The sequence below is a fragment of the Lentisphaera profundi genome, from assembly GCF_028728065.1.
Taxonomy (GTDB): domain Bacteria; phylum Verrucomicrobiota; class Lentisphaeria; order Lentisphaerales; family Lentisphaeraceae; genus Lentisphaera; species Lentisphaera profundi.
The window spans coordinates 2,042,428-2,060,970 of sequence record NZ_CP117811.1; the positions used below are offsets into that span (position 1 = coordinate 2,042,428).

General features: G+C 41.6%; 14 protein-coding genes and 3 pseudogenes. 16 read left to right on the top strand and 1 reads right to left on the bottom strand.

Annotated features, from left to right (window positions below):
* Positions 1 to 7 precede the first annotated feature (7 nt).
* The 10 genes and pseudogenes from PQO03_RS08210 to PQO03_RS22195 all read left to right on the top strand — a co-directional run.
* The gene (locus tag PQO03_RS08210; RefSeq protein WP_274149419.1) at positions 8 to 1,423 is read left to right on the top strand and encodes a DUF1501 domain-containing protein; all 1,416 of its coding nucleotides are present in this window, start codon (positions 8 to 10) and stop codon (positions 1,421 to 1,423) included.
* Positions 1,420 to 2,946 carry a c-type cytochrome domain-containing protein gene (locus PQO03_RS08215; RefSeq protein WP_274149420.1) on the top strand — a complete coding sequence of 509 codons (1,527 nt, stop codon included), beginning with the start codon at positions 1,420 to 1,422 and terminating at the stop codon, positions 2,944 to 2,946. Before PQO03_RS08210 ends, PQO03_RS08215 begins: the two co-directional genes overlap by 4 nt.
* Before the next feature lie 163 nt (positions 2,947 to 3,109).
* On the top strand, positions 3,110 to 4,072 hold the full coding sequence (locus tag PQO03_RS08220) for a beta-propeller domain-containing protein (RefSeq protein ID WP_274149421.1): 963 nt from the start codon (positions 3,110 to 3,112) through the stop codon (positions 4,070 to 4,072).
* Between the two features lie 12 nt (positions 4,073 to 4,084).
* Positions 4,085 to 4,840, top strand: a complete 756-nt coding sequence (locus PQO03_RS08225) for an SDR family NAD(P)-dependent oxidoreductase (RefSeq protein WP_274149422.1) — start codon at positions 4,085 to 4,087, stop codon at positions 4,838 to 4,840.
* A 15-nt stretch (positions 4,841 to 4,855) separates the two neighbouring features.
* Positions 4,856 to 5,818: a sugar-binding protein gene (locus PQO03_RS08230; RefSeq protein ID WP_274149423.1), complete on the top strand. Its 963-nt coding sequence runs from the start codon at positions 4,856 to 4,858 to the stop codon at positions 5,816 to 5,818.
* Positions 5,819 to 5,893: 75 nt separating this feature from the next.
* Positions 5,894 to 6,273: pseudogene (locus tag PQO03_RS08235) on the top strand (ATP-binding cassette domain-containing protein); the annotation flags it as partial.
* Between the two features lie 258 nt (positions 6,274 to 6,531).
* Entirely contained in the window at positions 6,532 to 7,305 is a 774-nt protein-coding gene (locus PQO03_RS08240) for an ATP-binding cassette domain-containing protein (protein WP_274151820.1), read from the top strand.
* A 147-nt stretch (positions 7,306 to 7,452) separates the two neighbouring features.
* Positions 7,453 to 8,472 (top strand): ABC transporter permease, encoded by a 1,020-nt coding sequence (locus PQO03_RS08245; RefSeq protein WP_274149424.1) that lies wholly within the window; start codon positions 7,453 to 7,455, stop codon positions 8,470 to 8,472.
* Between the two features lie 11 nt (positions 8,473 to 8,483).
* A pseudogene (locus tag PQO03_RS08250) lies at positions 8,484 to 9,104 on the top strand (sulfatase-like hydrolase/transferase); the annotation flags it as partial.
* A 38-nt stretch (positions 9,105 to 9,142) separates the two neighbouring features.
* Positions 9,143 to 9,324: pseudogene (locus PQO03_RS22195) on the top strand (IS4 family transposase); the annotation flags it as partial.
* Positions 9,325 to 9,614: 290 nt separating this feature from the next.
* Here PQO03_RS22195 and PQO03_RS08255 read toward each other — a convergent pair.
* Positions 9,615 to 10,265: a helix-turn-helix domain-containing protein gene (locus PQO03_RS08255; protein WP_274149427.1), complete on the bottom strand. Its 651-nt coding sequence runs from the start codon at positions 10,263 to 10,265 to the stop codon at positions 9,615 to 9,617.
* Between the two features lie 281 nt (positions 10,266 to 10,546).
* Between PQO03_RS08255 and PQO03_RS08260 the strand changes: the two genes are divergently transcribed.
* The 6 genes from PQO03_RS08260 to PQO03_RS08285 all read left to right on the top strand — a co-directional run bounded on the left by PQO03_RS08260 (position 10,547) and on the right by PQO03_RS08285 (position 18,352).
* Complete coding sequence (locus PQO03_RS08260; RefSeq protein WP_274149429.1) at positions 10,547 to 13,639, top strand: PVC-type heme-binding CxxCH protein; 3,093 nt, start codon at positions 10,547 to 10,549, stop codon at positions 13,637 to 13,639.
* Between the two features lie 21 nt (positions 13,640 to 13,660).
* Positions 13,661 to 15,112 (top strand): 3-keto-disaccharide hydrolase, encoded by a 1,452-nt coding sequence (locus PQO03_RS08265; RefSeq protein ID WP_274149431.1) that lies wholly within the window; start codon positions 13,661 to 13,663, stop codon positions 15,110 to 15,112.
* 11 nt (positions 15,113 to 15,123) lie between these two features.
* Positions 15,124 to 15,813, top strand: a complete 690-nt coding sequence (locus PQO03_RS08270) for a type II secretion system protein (RefSeq protein WP_274149433.1) — start codon at positions 15,124 to 15,126, stop codon at positions 15,811 to 15,813.
* A gap of 157 nt (positions 15,814 to 15,970) precedes the next feature.
* Positions 15,971 to 16,840 (top strand): phosphoenolpyruvate hydrolase family protein, encoded by an 870-nt coding sequence (locus PQO03_RS08275; protein ID WP_274149434.1) that lies wholly within the window; start codon positions 15,971 to 15,973, stop codon positions 16,838 to 16,840.
* A gap of 2 nt (positions 16,841 to 16,842) precedes the next feature.
* Positions 16,843 to 18,063, top strand: coding sequence for a Tm-1-like ATP-binding domain-containing protein (locus PQO03_RS08280; protein ID WP_274149435.1), 1,221 nt, complete (start codon positions 16,843 to 16,845; stop codon positions 18,061 to 18,063).
* On the top strand, positions 18,056 to 18,352 hold the full coding sequence (locus tag PQO03_RS08285; protein WP_274149437.1) for a Dabb family protein: 297 nt from the start codon (positions 18,056 to 18,058) through the stop codon (positions 18,350 to 18,352). The genes PQO03_RS08280 and PQO03_RS08285 overlap by 8 nt, the downstream gene beginning before the upstream one ends.
* Positions 18,353 to 18,543 lie beyond the last annotated feature (191 nt).

An 18,543-nucleotide genomic window follows, 5' to 3' on the forward strand; every position in this document is an offset into this window, starting at 1 on the left:
GAGAGCTATGAATCCATTTTCCCGTCGTGAACTTATTCGCCAAGCCTCTATGGGCTTTGGTGGTCTAGCTTTAGGCTCAATCCTTAATAGCGAATCACAAGCGGCATCTAAACTTAAGCCAGTTGATATGGGGCCTTTAGCCCCCAAGCCAGGTCATCATCGAGCTAAAGCAAAAAGTGTCATTTTTCTTTACATGGATGGTGGTGTTTCTCAAGTCGATAGCTTTGACCCCAAACCCTTGCTTAATAAGCTTAATGGAACGAAGCCAAAGTTTAAAGTAGATGCTACAGTTTTTAATAATAATGGCAATATTCTTGCAAGCCCATGGGATTTCAAAAACTATGGCAAGAGTGGGCTTCCCATAAGTGATCTTTTTCCTCATATTGGATCTTGCGCAGATGACCTTTGTGTGATTCGCTCTATGACGGCATTTTCTCCTAATCACCCCAATGCCAATTACGCTCTTCATTCAGGTCACCCCTTAGTGGGGCGCCCGAGTATGGGAGCCTGGTCGTCTTATGGCTTAGGAACTCTGAATAATAATTTACCAAGTTTTGTTGTTCTTCATGGTGGGCAAGTTCCGTCCGGTGGAATGATGACTAACTTTGGGTCGGGCTTTCTTCCTGCGAATCATTCAGCTTCTATATTTGGCAAAAAAAATCCTGCGATGCGTAATACTAAGCCCTTTGAGGCTGATCCCCTGCTCCAATCGCAAAAACTCCGTCAATCGGCAGCCATGGACAATGACCTTTTAGCGCGAATGGGCCATGCTAAAGAAGTTGAATCTAGTATTCGCAACTATGAGTTAGCCTACCGTATGCAAATGGAAGTACCCGAAGTCATGGATATTTCGGGGGAAACTGAAGCGACTAAACAGCTCTATGGACTAGACTCTCCCTTTGTAAAAACAAGAGATTATGGAAAACAGTGTTTAACGGCTCGCCGCTTAGTTGAACGAGGTGTGCGCTTTGTCGAGTTAACTATCTCCAGGGGAGATGCACGTTGGGATCAGCATGGCAACCTTAAAGAAGACCATGAAAAAAATGCTTTCATGGTAGATCAACCTATTGCGGGGCTAATTAAAGATTTAAAATCACGTGGTTTATTAGATGAAACTTTATTAGTTTTTACAGGTGAATTTGGGCGCACGCCTTTTGCTCAAGGTACAAATGGTCGAGATCACAATCCCCAAGGCTTTAGCATGTGGATGGCCGGTGGTGGTGTTAAAGGTGGGACCACGTATGGTTCTACTGATGAATTTGGTTATCGCGCCATTGAAAACAAAATGACCGTACATGATCTGCACGCCAATATGCTTCACTTGCTCGGTATAGATCACGAACGGCTCACTTTTCGCTTTAGTGGACGCGATGTTCGTCTCACTGATGTTCACGGAGAAATCATTCCGGAGATCATGGCATGAAAAAATTAAAAATATATTCAACAACAGATTTATCTGTTGCTTATATCACCAACAAGAAGTTTGCCTGCTTAAGGATTGGCAAATCCTTGCAGGGGAAGCTCGACGGGGGACAGAGTCCCTCTCGTATGCGAAGCATCAAACGATCTACATGTGATATGAAAACATTAAGTAAATCCTTACAGTTCATCTTTTTATTCTACGGGCTTTCACTTACTACACTCGCCTCATCAAAGAGTATTAATTTTGAAAAACAACTTTGGCCAATTCTCGAACGCTCATGTTTAGACTGCCATAATAAAGAAAGAATTGTCGATGGCAAGCGCAAAAAACCAAAAGGTGGCTTGCGTATTGATTCCCCGAAAATGATTATGTATGGTGCTAAGGGCGACCCCATTATCACTTCTGGGGATGCGGGAGGAAGCTCCTTCTATCACCTCACCATTCTCGATAAAGATGATGATGACATCATGCCTGCAAAAGGAGACCTACTCACGAAAAGCGAAACCGACTTAATCAAAGACTGGATCAATCAAGGTGCACACTTTGGCTCTTGGACGGGTAGTGAACCCAAACTTAGTGAGCAACAAATCAATTTGATTAATGAACTCAACAAAGGTGACATAGTCATTTTACCCCTCGCTCAAGGATCGGTCGATCTTTATGTTGACTTATCTCGCCTAAGAGAGAGAGGCACTGATCAGGATTTGCAGAAACTCAGCTTAATCATGCCCAATATTATTGAACTCAATCTTTTGGGAACTCAGATCAAAGATTTAAGCCCACTTAGTACCGCCAAGAATTTAAAAAATCTCAATCTAAGTAAAACCGCAATTTCAGATGAAAGCCTTATTCACTTAAGCCAAGCCACTAATTTGAAATCTCTCAATCTCTTTGGAACAAAAGTGGCCACGCTAAGTACGCTGCCTTCTTCCCTGAAAAAACTCTATCTTGCGAAAACCGCAATTTCAGCCAAGCAAATTAAAGCTCTGCAGTCAACTCAAGCCGACTTACTTATATTTTCGGAATGGGACCTAAGCGAGGCACAAGCTATTACTGCAAAGGCAGAAAAAAACTCCGCTACCTTTAACGGAAAATCAGCCCCGAAGAAAGTGAGTCCAAAGAAAGCCAAGTCTAAAAAGCTGATGCGGAAATCAGTTTTGGCCTCGGGCGACATTCTTTTTGATGATTTCGAAACCGGAACATATAAAAACTGGACTATTACTGGAACCGCCTTTGGTAAAAAACCTGTACATATAAATAATGTCCCTAGCTACCAAGGTGATCTGAATGCTCAGGGGAAATATTTAGTCAATTCCCATGCATCCACAAAAAGCGATAAGGCACAGGGAACGATGACTTCTATGGAATTTACTATCACGAAAAATTGGATCCGCTTTTTGATTGGCGGAGGCAAGCATCAAGATAAAACCTGTGTACAACTACTCGTAACCAATAAAGTGATCGCTACTGCCCACGGCAAAAACAAGAATTCTATGCAGCTGCATTTTTTTGAAACTCAATAATATATGGGTAAAAAAGCTCAATTAAAAATCATTGATCAAGCCTCCTCTGGATGGGGACATATCGGGGTGGATGAAATCATTTTCACCGATCGTAAAACGAATTAAGTCCGCATTTTTTCAAAAAACTCTAAAATACATATTTAATAAAAACAAGGATAGCTCTATGACCGCACTATACAAAAATTGGACAAAAACATGCACTTTAGTGTTATTTGTATCACTCACTAATCTCGCTTTTTCAGCGACAAAAATAACTTTACCTAAGGGTGAACAAAGAAGTCAATCCGGTATCACTCACAGCTTTTTAGTCACGGGACCAAAAACTTGTATAGTCAACGAAAAAAGTGAAGTGACTTGGCAAATCAATAAACCTTCTCGCGATGGTTACGTTTTGCCCAACGGTAATATCCTCATTGCTTTCAAAAATGAAGTCAATGAATACGATAAAGATCAAAAAATTGTATGGACGTATAAACTCTCCAAAGAAAACAAAGAAATGGGTACTGTACAACGCTTAGACAATGGTAATACACTCATTCCCGAACTGGGCAATAAACCTCGTCTTTTAGAGGTTTCTCTCGAAGGAAAAATATCTGTAGAAATTGCTCTTCAGCCTGAAACCGATAACGCTCACATGCAAACTCGCATGGCTCGTAAACTTCCCAATGGCAACTACATCGTGCCTCACCTGCTCGCATTCGCACTAAAAGAGTATGACTCCTCGGGAAAAGTTGTGAATGTCATCAAAACTGACTTAGAAGAGCTGGGTGGACGTAAAGCAAGAAACTGGCCTTTTACCGCCATCCTTTTACAAAACGGAAACTTCCTCATCAATTTAACTAATGGCAATAAAACAGTTGAAATGACTCCTAAAGGTGAAGTTGTTTGGAACGCTGATAATAAAACGAGCCAAGGAAAATTTGCTGACCCCTGCGGTGGCCAAGAGTTAGACAATGGCAATCGCGTCATCTGTAGTTATGGGCAGCGCAAAGCGGATAAAGCTCGCATCTTTGAACTCGATAAAGACAAAAATGTCGTCTGGGAATTTTATCACCCACAAATTAAAGCTCATGAAGTTCACATCATAAGCACCAATGGAAAAAACGAAAGCGGCAAATTGCGCTAAGAGGAGTTCAATATGTCATTTACACTTAAAAATAAAGTAGCGCTCGTCACGGGCAGCTCTAAAGGTCTAGGCAAAGCCATCAATAAAAAATTTGCCGAAGCTGGGGCTAAAGTTGTCGTCAATTTTTATAATGGCGAAGAAAAAGCACAGGAGACTTACGATGAACTCAAAGCTATGGGTGCGGAGGTACTGATGATTCGTGCTGATGCGACTGACGAAAAACAAGTTAATGCCTTAGTGGCGGAAGTGGAAGCCAAGCATGGTCCGATAGATATCCTCGTGCCTAATGCCACTCCTGATCAACCCCAAAAATCCATTGAGGATTATTCCTGGGATGATTATATGAGCATGATTAATTTCTTCGTTAAAAGCCCTTTCTTACTCACTCGTGCGGTACTGCCCAATATGAAAGAACGCCAAAGTGGTCGCATCATTAGCATTGCTTCCGAAGTTTATGAAAAAAGCGTCGGTAATTTTTCGGCTTATGTTGCCACAAAAGGAGCTCAATTGGGTTGGACGCGCAGCATGGCCACCGAGCTCGCGCCTTGGGGCATTACAGTTAATTCTGTTTGTCCTGGCTGGATCCCTGTAGAGCGACATGAACAAGACTGTCAAAAAGTCAAAGACGAATACCTCGCAGGCATCCCTCTCAATCGCTGGGGAAAACCCCAAGATGTAGCAAATACAATTCAATTTTTAGCAAGCGATGAAGCTTCGTTTATCACAGGAGAAAACATCATGATCTCCGGTGGAAACTCACACTTTTAATTAAAGGAATTAACTATGAGACACCTCATTATTTTATTATCCGCAGCACTATTATTTGCTAGTTGCAAAGTAGAAGAAAAACCAAACCAAAAACTTAAACTCGCCTTTGTTGCCAATGGTCCCGCAGATTTCTGGCTCTATGCCCAGGCTGGCGTACAAGACGCTGCTAAAGAATTGGATATTGATGTTCAATTTAAAGTCGGCGATCAAACTACAGCCAAACAAAAGCAAATCATTGATGACCTCATTGTCAGCGGTGTATCCGGCGTGGCTGTCAGCCCCGCAAACCCCAAAAATCAGGTTCAGATGATCAAGGAATGGTCTGAATACATTCCCGTCATTTGTGCCGATAGCGATGCGCCTGGTAGTGCACGTCTCAGCTATCTCGGTACTGATAACGTAGCTGCTGGCCGCGAATGTGGCGAGTTGCTCAAAAAAGCTCTCCCCAATGGTGGAAAAGTTATGGCCTTTGTTGGTTTGCGAGATGCGCAAACAGCTATTGATCGTTACAAGGGACTCAAGCAAGCTGTCGAGGGTACAAAAATTGAAATTATTGACTTACGAACTGATAACGGTGATCGTGTCAAAGCTCGCCGGAATGCCGAAGATGCACTCATCGCTCACCCCGATTTAGCCGCTATGGTAGGACTCTGGGCCTACAATGCTCCCGCTATACTTGGGGCTCTAGAGAGTTCAAATCGCGCCGACCAAGTCAAAATCATTGCCTTTGACGAAGACCCTGTGACTTTGAATGCAATTGATGAAGGGAAGATTTATGGAACCATCTGCCAAAATCCTTATGCTTTTGGCTATGAATCCATCAAGCTTTTACACAAGTTGAGTAAAGGGGCTTCCGCTACTGAAGCAGGAATCCCTGCTAATCAACAAATCATTATTCCTACCAAAACTTTGATTAAAGGACAGGGCTTGGAATATAAGAAGTATTGCGATGAACTCAAAGCCAGCTTAAAGCATTAGGTCATTCTTGTGTCGGCTCTTTTAGAAATACGTCAGATTAGCAAGCAATTCCCCGGCGTGAAAGCTCTTGATCAGGTGAGTTTCAGTATCAATCCGGGGGAATGCCTCGCGCTAATTGGCGAAAATGGCGCTGGGAAATCAACGCTCATGAAAACTATTGGCGGAGTCCACCAACCCACCGGGGAGAAATATTGGTCGAAGGTCAAAGAGTCCAAATTCATTCCGTTGTCGACTCAGCTGAACTCGGTATTGGTTTTGTTCATCAGGAACTCAATATTTTAGACAATATCGATGTCGCCGGCAACATTTTTCTCGGTCGCGAAGATCGCAAATTTGGTCTCATACGCCAAAAAGAACTTCACAAAAAAGCAGCGCCTTATTTAAAACAATTGGGTTTGAATATCTCTAGCTCTAGCAAGCTCATAGATTTAACCATCGGGCAGCAACAAATGGTGGAAATTGCCAAGGCTCTTTCGATGAATGCTCGCCTGATCATTATGGATGAACCCACCTCTAGTTTAACCTTACAAGAAACTGATCAACTACTCGCCACTATTGAATCTCTCAAGGCAAAGGGTATTGCCGTCATCTACATTTCTCATCGTCTTAAAGAAATTGAGCAATGCGCCGATCGTGTCGTCGCTTTGCGGGATGGGAAAAATGCTGGTGAACTCACTAAAACTGAAATTAATTACGACGCCATGGTTACACTCATGGTGGGCCGCGAACTCACCTCGATTTATCATAAGCCCGAGACAGAGAAAAAAACGGCCCTATTTAAAGTTAAAAAACTTCGTACTTCCACTTATCCTGAGCACGAACTCAATTTTGAACTTGCGGGAGGTGAGATTCTGGGATTTGCCGGACTCGTGGGTGCAGGACGGTCAGAAATGGCTCAAGCAATCTTTGGCGTTGATCCCGCACTTGAGGGTCACTTAGAACTCGATGGGAAAATTATGGTGCTCAACACCAAACAAGCCATCAAAAATGGTATCTACCTCATTCCTGAAGATCGTAAAAAAAGTGGCCTTATCTTAGATATGACCATCCGCCAAAACATGAGCCTTCCCTCTTTGAAAGAGTACTCAAAAAATGGCCTCATTCAGAAAGCTGGAGAAAAACAGCTGGCACTTGAGCAAATCCAAAAAATGAAAATCAAAGTACCCGATGATAGCTACACTGCCTCGACTCTAAGTGGCGGTAATCAACAAAAAATAGTTTTGGGTAAATGGATGTCCATGAATCCGAAAGTCATCATTTTTGATGAACCAACTCGAGGAATCGATATCGGTGCTCGCAGCGAGATCTATACACTCATGAACCATTTAGCGGCACAAGGTTGTGCCATTATCATGATTAGCAGTGATATGGAAGAAGTCTTGGGTATGAGTGATCGCATTTGTGTTATGCACGAAGGCAAACTCACTGGCACACTCAAGAGGTCTGAATTTAGCGAAGAATCCGTCATGCAATTGGCGGTTCAGTAAAAGGAAATAATGATTTTAAATTGGGCCGGAGCCACCTGTTCGCCTGCTTAAGGACTGGCAAGTCCTTACAGGGGAGCACGAGGGGACAGAGTCCCTCTCGTACACCAAACTTCAAACTAGAGCTTTTTAATCGATAAAGGAATAGACATGAATCAATTTTTAAAAAATCACCGTAAAGAAGTAGGCATGACTGCCCTGCTCCTTATCCTCTGTATTTGGACTGCTGTAGGTTCTGATGGCCGCTTTCTTTCTCCCATCAATATCTCTAACCTACTACGTCAAGTAGGCCTCTTTGGTATATTTAGTATGGGCATGGGACTCGTTATTATCAGTTCTGGAATCGACCTTTCCGTTGGTTCGCTTATGTCTTTATTGGGAGTGATCTTTTTCTATACTCTGACAGGCAGTTCTCCCGTTATTTGGATCCCCGAACTCTCCTGGCCCCTAGGACTGCTCTTAGTTGTTGGCGTCTCACTCATCATTGGCTTTATTTATGGTCTGCTCATAGGCAAGTATAAAATGCAGGCTTTTATCATCACCCTATGTGGTTTACTCTCCTATCGCGGACTCTCTCGCTACATCGCCGAAGATACTTCCGTTGGTTATATCGATAGTAAACAAAACCTCGATTTCCTCTATTCGGCCTGCTCTGGCAGTATTAGCCTGGGCACCGTCAAAGTTCCCATGGCCTTCATTTATATGCTCATTATCGCCGCTATCATGTTTGTTGTTTTACACAAATCGGTTTTTGGTCGCTACCTCTACGCTGTGGGTCGCAATGAAGAAGCGACTAAATATTCGGGTATCAACACCAACAAAATCATTATTGCTGTTTATATGATCAGCTGCTTACTCACTGCGATTTCCGCAATTCTCTTTTCTTTTTACACCAGTTCAATTACTCCCTCAGTTCACGCCAATTTTTACGAACTCTACGCGATTGCAGCTGCGGTCTTGGGTGGATGTAGTCTGCGCGGTGGCGAAGGTTCCATCTACGGAATTATTGTGGGTACTATTATTCTTCTCGTCATTCAAAATATGATTAACTTACTCGGTTATCCCAGCTCACTGGCCGATGCCATTACTGGCCTCGTCATTTTCTTTGGTGTTCTTTCCGACGAAGTTCTCAGCACAAAATTACTCTCATTTTTCAAACGAAAAGCCTAAGGAATTCTAAAATGAAAATTTTAATATCGCTCCTTATAAGTTTACTCTTTTCTTCATCGCTTTTAGCCCGCGAGTCAACAAAACCAAATATCATACTCATTTTCACTGATGATCTGGGATATCAGGATGTGGGCTGCTTTGGAGCTCCAAATATAAAAACTCCGAATATTGATCAAATGGCAGCAGAAGGCATGAAGTTTACTAGCTTTTACGCTCAGACTGTTTGTGGGCCATCACGCGCTGCTTTAATGACGGGCTCTTATCCTCTACGTGTGGCGAAGAAAAATAATATTGTGGAAATTCATCCTCGACTACACACAAATGAAATCACCATTGCTGAAGTCCTAAGACCGGCGGGTTACACCAGTACCTGTATCGGCAAATGGGATTTAGCGGGTCATTCTCCGACTAAATATGATCCTGAATTATTGCCTTTGAAACAGGGCTTTGACACTTTCTTTGGCACACCTGCGAGTAATGATAAACTCGTCACTCTGATTCGTGGTCAAAAAATGATTGAGAAGAAAGTGGACATGAGTACCCTCACCAAAAGATATACAGATGAAGCGATTCAATTCATTAAGGCTAATCACAAGAAACCATTTTTTGTTTATCTAGCGCATACGATACCTCATACCAAGCTTGCCGTTTCAAAAGAGTTTAAGGGCAAATCGAAGTGTTTTTCAAACAGATCAAACAAAAATTGCAAATCTCTGATTTACTTGGCATAACAAAAATACCATTCGATGGCAAGTTTGGACAGCATTATTGACTTACGTGCTTTTGCGATTTTTAGCCTTTCAAAGTAAGTGCAAATATTCTTTCTCAATAATATCCACCGTTATCCGTGGCGTACTTTGGTCGATGTTTGAGTTGTACTCAGTCCTCAAATCCTGTGGGACAGCAAGTGATTCACCCAAGCTATACTCAACTCCCCCTCAGTAGTATTTGCCGGGGTTTACATAAAATCTATGGGACAGTCAATGACTGAGCCTTCGTCAAAACCAAAACATCCATCTAATGAACAGAAGGTATTTACACGGGGAAATATATTAAAGAGTCAGTTTTTCCTGTTCTATGGGATGACTGTGATTTTTTTGTATTAAAAGAGCAATATTATAAATTTTTTATATAGCAGGGCTTCACTTCTTGACTCGAAATTTTAAAACGTATTTTAATGGTGTTAGACCAATTTGTTTCTTGAAAGTATTGCTAAATGAACTTTGATCGCAAAAGCCTAATTCATAGGCGACTTCCGCAATATTCATATTTTTTTTAGTCAATAATTTACATGATTTTAGAATCTTGAGTTTGATAATATATTGCCGCACAGTGCATTCAAAAATCTCTTTAAAGCGCACCTCGAATTGCCGTACTGAAAGGCCCGCTATTTTGGCTAATTGCTTGTTGCTTAATTTATCGCAGTAATTCTCTTTGATGAAATCTAGAGCTCGATGGATTTCTATATAGGGCCGAGCAAGGCGATCAGAATTTTCATAAGGTATGAGTGTGCCACATATCCCCTCTACTTTTCCTGCTTGATTAAACAAAGGAATTTTACTTGTTTTGAACCAATTCAAATCACCGAGGTAATTGGGAAATAATTCAATGATATTATATTTTGGAACAGCGGATTTTAGGATCTCTAGGTCATCGTTTCTGTATTGAGTCGCCAGTTCATAAGGAAATATATCAAAATCGTTTTTACCAATAAGTTGCGAAACTAAATCATAGCCCATATGCTTTGATAAAAGCTGATTTGCTGCGATAATTTCACAATCTTTATTTTTCACAAAAATAAAACATCATGGACTCCTTCAAACAGTTCAACTACCATCGGGCTCAAGCATAAGTTGCTAAGGGGATTAACCATAAATAAAAATCTCTCTTTAGGATAATTTAACTTAAAAATAATTCATCCATTATTAAATAACAACGCTTTTTTACAAAAAAAGATAAAAAATATGCAATACTTATTTATGGTTTGAGTCAATATTTATAACAGTATTACCATTTTCATAACGACATAGTTAGTAAATTATCTAACTATAAATAACTAAGGATTAATCTATATATGAAGTCCATGAGAATCTTTCTAAGTTTAATGATACTCCCCGCAATTATATCAGCGCAAGGAATTCAGGCTAAACGATCCATTCCCTACTCTCCAGAACAAGAGAAAGCGACCTTCCAACTTGCCGATGGATTTGTCGCCGAGCTCGTTGCCTCAGAAAAAAATGGGCTCATCAACCCCATCGATCTTACCTTTGATGATGCAGGACGACTTTGGACGCAAACAGCTCAAATGTACCCTTTAGATCCTATTACTGGTATTCATTTCGGCAAAGCGATGCGGATGATGCGTGACCCCAACTTGGCGAAGAAGGATCCTCGATTCACAAAAATGAGGAAATTGTACCGCTTGGAAGAAAAGGGCCAAGATAAAATACTTATTATTAATGATCCCTCCAAAGCTGTGCAAGGCCAAATTAAATCATGGGCAGATGGCTTGACGATACCGCAAAGTATCATGCCCTACAAAAATGGTTGTTTTGTCGCCCATGGCTCAGAATTATTCTTCCTCAGTGACGAAAATAAGAATGGTAAACAAGATAAAATGACCCCCGTTTTAACGGGCTTTGGCTTTTTCGATACGCATACCATGGCTCATTCAATCGTTCGTGCCCCCGGTGGCTGGATGCAACTTTCACATGGAGCTATTAATTCCGGACTTGTTACGGCGGTGAAATCTGGCAAAAAACAAGAAATTACCTTTAGTAAAAATCTGCGTTTCTCTACTGATGGCAAAGAGCTAGAACTCGTTAATTGCCATAAGGATAATAACTGGGGCTATCAATTACGCGCCAACGGCCAGTGGTATTCAACATCGGCCAATGATGGCGGCTACTCGGTTTTTCCCTCAGAAGCCCAAAGTAGTATCCCTGGAATTGGTGGGAAAAAGATCCGTCAGTACTCCCCCTACATGCCAAACCTTCACAAATTCCGTGTGGGTGGTTCGGGTATTTCTGGACTCGCTTTCTCTGAAGATGGTGCCCAGGGCTTCCCTGCCGAATGGAAAGATGTGGCTATTTTAGCTAATCCGATAACGAACTCAATTAATTGTGTTAAAATCATTAGAAAGCCCGATGGTTCAATTGAGGCTAAGCACCTAAAAGATCTTCTTGTCTCTAAGGACAAATGGTTTCGCCCAGTTAATATCGAATTTGGCCCTGACGGCTGCTTATATGTAGCTGATTGGTACAACAAAATTATTTCTCATAACGAAGTCTCTACAGACCACCCCGACCGCGACCGCAAGCATGGACGTATCTGGCGAATTCGCCATAAATCCCAAAAGCCCCTAAGTATACCGAACGTGGCCCAAGCTCCCGACTCAAAGCTGATCCATCACTTAGTACAAGGAAAAACACTATGGGAAAAGCGCGCTGCTTGGCATCAAATTGAAGAGCGCCAGGCGAAAGAACTGTTTCCACAGCTCGTCAAAGTAGCTATAAATCAAGAAATAAGTAAAGAAAGTCGCATCCTCGCACTCTGGTCTATGGAAGCTTTAAAGATCTTTAATCAATCGACTCTTCAAGGATGCATTGCCGACTCCGATGCCGACATCCGCCGTGAAGCAATTCGTTCACTTGCTTCCTATAATCTTTCCTCAAAAATTGTAGCTGTACTCCTTACGACCCCTTTGAACGATAAAAACGCCATGGTCCGCTCACAAGTTTTAAGAACCTTAGATGAAATCCATAACGCCGATGACTCCACCATAAGCTTATTGATCCAAGCCTGTAAGCCCGCTGCTCCAAACGATGCTCTCGGCGGAAATTACGAACGTAACTTCGAGCGTTTCCTAGCTCGCAAAGCCCTTGAAAGGTACCCTAATGAATTAAAGAATTTTCTTGCAAAGACCGATTATTCTAAGCTAGCGACAACAAATATTTTGTGGGCGATCCAAGCTTTGCCGGCACAAGAATTGAGTAAAGTTTTTGTCCAGATTTGGGGGGAAGCTTCATCTGGAAATATTGATGCCAATACTTTTATAGCCATTAGTAAAATCCTTAATAACCCAGCTGTTCGTCAAGCCGTCACACCTACTTTCCACAAACGACCAGAAGAATTTCTGCAAATCGCATTAGCAAATATAGACAAAATTAACATCGCTAATATCTCGAGCCTTTATGCCGAGAGTATTGAAAGCGACCTTGCCTCAAATTCACTAACAAATAGAAATAAAGCACTTGATCTCATTATTCAATTACAGTCCCCTCACCATAGCAAGACTTTGCTACAACTCATCAAAGGTGGAGATGATAAAAGTAAAATCATCCAAGCACTCGGCAATACGCCTCATTTAGCATTTGATATCTATAGGCAATTATTTTTCCAAGAAAACTTAAACTTCACTCAAAAATTGTCTATTTTTGCTGCCTACGCCATCAAGAATGAAAGCTCCGCATTAATAGACTGTAAGCTCTGGTTTCCTCATCTCACGAAAAATCAAAAAGGTCAAGTAGTGAACCATTTATCCTATACGCGTCAAGGGAACAACATCCTTAAAAACTTATGGGAGATTTCTTACTTAGCGGATAATCAATGGGACTATAATTCAGCATATCGAACAATGAGCTCTTCAAAACGTGATTGGCGAGGTCAAAAAATCTATGAATATGCTAATAGTCAAGAACAAATCGCCATCAATAAACGAAAAGATCAAATAGAGAAATTCATTCACTCGAGTGCTAAAACCCAAGGTAATGTTACGCTAGGAAAAGCCTTTTTTCAAACTTGCTTAACTTGTCACAAAGTCGGAGACCAAGGCCAAAGTATTGCCCCTCCACTAGATGGCTCCGCCAATCGTGAACGTGAGCACATTATCACAGCTATCGTGAACCCAGATGAAGCCATGGAAGGGGTTTATGGACTCTACTCAGCCGTTAGAAAAGACGGCTCCTACCTCGAAGGCTACCTCGCCAAAAATGATGCTAACGGGATAACGATTGCGACTATGGGAGGCTATAAAAGCTTTATACCTAAGGCAAATATTCTTTCTCATGGATCCGTGCACAAAAGGTCTTTTATGCCCAATGGTTTTGGTGAGCTCAGTGAGCAATCCATGGCAGACCTTCTCGCTTATATAAAGACACTTAAATAATTAGACAAGGATATAAATCATATGAAATTTTTCTTAAGCATCATTTTTGCCCTTCTGCTGACTATCTCCGCATTACCAAGTTCAGAAAAAGAAACCGTCCTTTTTGATGGTAAAAGCCTTGATGGCTGGGTTCCTGTCAATAAAAATAACGCCAAGTACTGGTCGGTTATCGATGGTGTGATTAGCGCCAGCAACGGCAATAAAAAGATGCCGACAAATACTTATTTAGCGACTAAAAAACTTTACCAAAACTTTGAATTTAAATGTAAATTCCGCTTAAGTGGCGATCATAAAACGGGACTTATCAATAGCGGCATTCAGTACCGCTCTATCCTCAAAAAATTACAAGGACAAGAGGGGATAAACAAAATAATTGGTTATCAGGCTGATATCGGCAAGGGCTATTGGGGAGACATCTATGACGAACACCGTCGCGGTAAACTCTTAAAAGCCACCACCAAGGAACTCTTTAGAAACTTCAAAGAAGACGCCTGGAATGAATACATCATTCGTTGCCGTGATGATAAGCACGAGCTCTATATTAATGGTCATAAAACTGCTGAATATACTGAAAACAATCCCAAAATCGAAAACTATGGCGTCATTGCTTTACAACTTCATAGCGGTGGCATCGCCAGAATGGAGTATAAAGATATAAGGATCACAGAATTCCCTCCTACTGAACGGATGCTGCCTTTGAAAATCACGGCGCATCAGACAAAAATCTACGGTAAAACCATGCATGTGCGCAATGATGTGGTTGTTTCCTGGAACAAAACAAATGAGTACCTCGAATGGACTGTTCCTCAAAGTTTTGAAAGTGGAGCTTATAATATTGAACTCAACTATCAATGTGATATCAATCGCCAAGGTTCTGAAATGCTTTTTATTGCCGGTTTACAAGAAAAAAGTTTTTTAACCAAAAGTAAAAGAAAAAAATGGGGCCCAGAAACAGAAGCCTTAGGAGCCTTTCACCTAAAAGCAGGTGATAAAATCCAATTGCGTTGTAAGAAGCTAAAAGCTGATTGGGTTTTGGACTTTATGAATATAAAATTTTCTCCCTCTAAATTAAGCAAAGTCACTACTCTAAAATTCCACCCTCATCACACCAAGATTTATGGTACAACACTAAAAAAAGCTAGCAATATGATTGTGTCGTGGAACAAGATCAATGAGTACTTAGAATGGACCTATCCCGATAATTATCCTAAAGCAAGCTTCTCGATCACTCTAAATTATATGAATGATGTGAATCGCCAAGGCTCACAAATGATTTTCACTATTAACGAAAAAAGCAAAGATTTTGTCACCAAAAGTCAAAGGCAACAATGGGGCCCCGAGCAAGCATTCCTTGGGAATTTTGATTTGAAACCAGGTGATAAAATCCAATTGCGTTGCAAAAGTTTAAAGGCTGACTGGGTGATGGATTTCCTAAGTCTTCAATTAAGTCCTCGACTAAAAATAACAATATAGGAATATTAAAAATGAAAAAATTCACACTTATTGAAGTCCTTGTGGTTGTCGCTATTATTGGAATACTAGCTTCTTTAACTTTACCTGCTTTAGGCAAAGCAAGACAAAAGGCTTTTCAAGCTCAATGCCTTAATAATCATAAACAATTACTCAATGCACAGGCAACTTTTTTAACTGACTCCGAATATTTCCAAACAGCTTGGCATAATGGTCACCTCCCTGATACTGCACCAGCTGGTATGACCGCAGGAGCCCAAAACCATGTATGGGTTTGGGCTCTAAATACTTATTTAACATCCTGGGACATTCTTTTCTGTCCTAAGCGTGAAGGGGTAAACTTACACAACAACTATGGTTGGAATTGGATGGGAGAAGACGAAGATGCAAACTGGGATGGAATGGGACTTACTCACGACGGCCGATACAATAGAGGAGCTGCAGTTGCTACGAGTGGTGTAAGTAAGCCTTCTAACACGATTTTACTCAGCCCCTCTTGGTCGCGTGGCGCAAACGGGGGAGTTGACGATTGGGTTGCCACTCCTCGAGTGAAATTATTTACTGATAAACCAGTTACTGGTGGTAGCTTCACCCCTCACAGGGGTGATAATGTCGCTAATGTAAGTTTTATCGATGGTTCGGCTCGTGGCTTGAGTGTAGGAACGCTTTTTTCAGACACAAGTTTATGGAATAAGGATAAATAAAATTATGACCTGCGCTTTTTTACAAAAAAAGATATTTAACTACAATACACGAAGCAAGTAGACGTTTAACTACAATACACGAAGCAAGTAGACGTTTAAATTCTAATACTTAAAGACAAAAATCTTTAATCAATAAAATTTTAAAAGGAATACAATTATGCCAAATCAATGGACAGGAAAAGGAAACCCCTACACAAGAACTGAAGTACTCGAACGCCTTCATGATACGCTAGGTCGTAATGAGTCTATTATCGTCGGTGGTGCAGGCTCTGGCATCTCGGCTAAATTTATTGAGAAAGGTGGCGCTGACCTTCTCATCGTTTATGCATCAGGTCGTTTCAGAATGGCCGGACATGGCTCTATCGCTGGCATGATGGCCTACGGCGACGCCAATGAAATTGCCATGGATTTAGGTGAGTATGATGTACTCCCTACAGTAGAAGAAATCCCCGTCATCTGTGGTGTCCATGCTTCTGACCCGAGAAGGCGTATGTGGCATTGGCTCGGTAAAGTCAAAGACATGGGCTTTAGTGGCATCAACAACTTCCCAACACATACGATTATTGACGGTAACTTCCGGACTTCCCTAGAAGAAACGGGCATGGGAGTACAGAAAGAAATTGACTGTGTCGCCCTAGCTCGCAAGATGGACATGTTTACAATTACTTATGTCGCCAACCCCGAAGAAGCTAAAAAAATGGCTGAAGCTGGCGCTGACGTCATCATTGCCCACGTAGGTTGCACTATTGGTGGGTCAATAGGTGTGAGTACCGCAGCAGACTCCCTTGATTTAGCCGCTCAAAGAACCCAGGCCATTATTGAAGGTGCAAAGTCTGTTCGTGACGACGTCATCTTCCTCAGTCATGGTGGCCCCATTGCCACGCCCGCAGATGCCGCTTACATCAATGAAAAAACCGATACCGTAGGCTTCGTTGGCGCCTCCAGTATAGAACGCTTAGCTGTTGAAAGATCCATTACAGATTTGACTCGAGAATTCAAATCTATTCCCGTAAAAAGAAAGAGCTAAATATGTCAGTTATTGCTATATTAGGAACGATGGATTCAAAAGGCCTCGAGCATGATTTTGTTGCAAAATTAATTCGTGCTCGCGGCCATGAAACTTTAATTATCGATCTAGGCACGGGCGGCGAACCTCAAGTACCTGTAGATATCGATCGCTTCACGGTTGCCGCATTCAGCGAGCTCGACCTTCAAAGTTTAATCTCAAAAAAAGATCGTGGCGAGTGTGTTGTAGCTATGTCAAAAGCGGCCCCTTTATTTGTTGCTGATTTAGTGACTCAACAAAAAATTGACGGAATCATTTCACTCGGAGGTGGCGGTGGTACTGCTTTAGGAACTGCGGTTATGCGCGCACTTCCGATTGGTTTTCCAAAAGTCATGGTCTCTACATTAGCGAGTGGCAATACAGCACATTACTTAGGAACAAAAGATATCGTGATGATTCCCAGTATTGTCGACGTCGCGGGATTAAATCGCATTTCTAAAAAAATCTTCAGTCGTGCTGCAGGAGCCATCTCTGGCATGGTCGAGCAAGAGTATGCCGAAACGAGTGCTAAGCCCCTCATCGTTGCGAGCATGTTTGGCAATACAACTGAATGCATCAATATTGCCAGTAAAGTTCTTGAAGCTGCTGGTTATGAAGTTCTCGTTTTTCATGCCACTGGCATGGGTGGAAAAACTATGGAAGGCCTCATTGAAAGCGGCATGGTCGAAGGCGTTTTAGATCTTACAACCACTGAATGGGCAGATGAAATCACGGGTGCCACACTCTCTGCTGGCCCCACGCGTATGGATGCCATGAGTATCGCAAAAGTTCCCGCAGTAATTGCACCAGGCTGTGTGGATATGGCCAATTTTGGCGAAGAACAAACCGTACCAGAGATTTACGCAGGACGAACTTTCTATATTCATAATCCACAAGTCACGCTCATGCGCACAAATATGGAAGAGAATAAGCAATTAGGCGAAATTATTGCCAAAAAAGCCAATGCCAACACAGCTCCAACGGTAATCATGTTACCTAAAAAAGCTATTAGTATCATCAGCGCTGAAGGACAGGCCTTTTACGATCAAAAAGCCGACCAAGCTCTTTTCGATAGCATCAAAAACCACTCTTCTGTCGAGGTCATTGAAATCGACGAAAAAATCAATAGCGAAATCTTTGCACAGGCCAGTGCTCACAAACTTTTAGAACTTATTAAAATTAACAAGGAACAACATCATGGTTAGACATTTCGGAGTTTTTAAATTTAAAGAAAATACTACAAATACTCAAATTGATGAGTGTTTCGCAGTTATGAAAGATATGGTTGGTAAAATCCCTGGCCTACTCGATATGGAACATGGGGCCTATGATAGCGACGAGGGATTGGATAAAGGGTTTACTCACGGCTTCATCATGACTTTCGATAGCCTCTCTTCTCGTGACGCTTACCTACCTCATCCTATTCACGAAGACGTAAAAGCAGTTGTCGTTCCACATTTGGAAGACATCGTCGTTTTCGATTTCAAAGTTTAATTCATCTACAAAGTACCTCGGCTGGATCTATCTAGTGCCTGACCGAAATGAAGCTAAGTCTTTTAAGTATAATAATTTACGAGAAAAATAAGTTGTGAGTTTTTCTAGAAAACAGCCCTGAAGCACCCTGAAAAACTTTTGTTAAAATGTATAGTACTTCACCACAAACTACTATTATCCAATAAGGATAC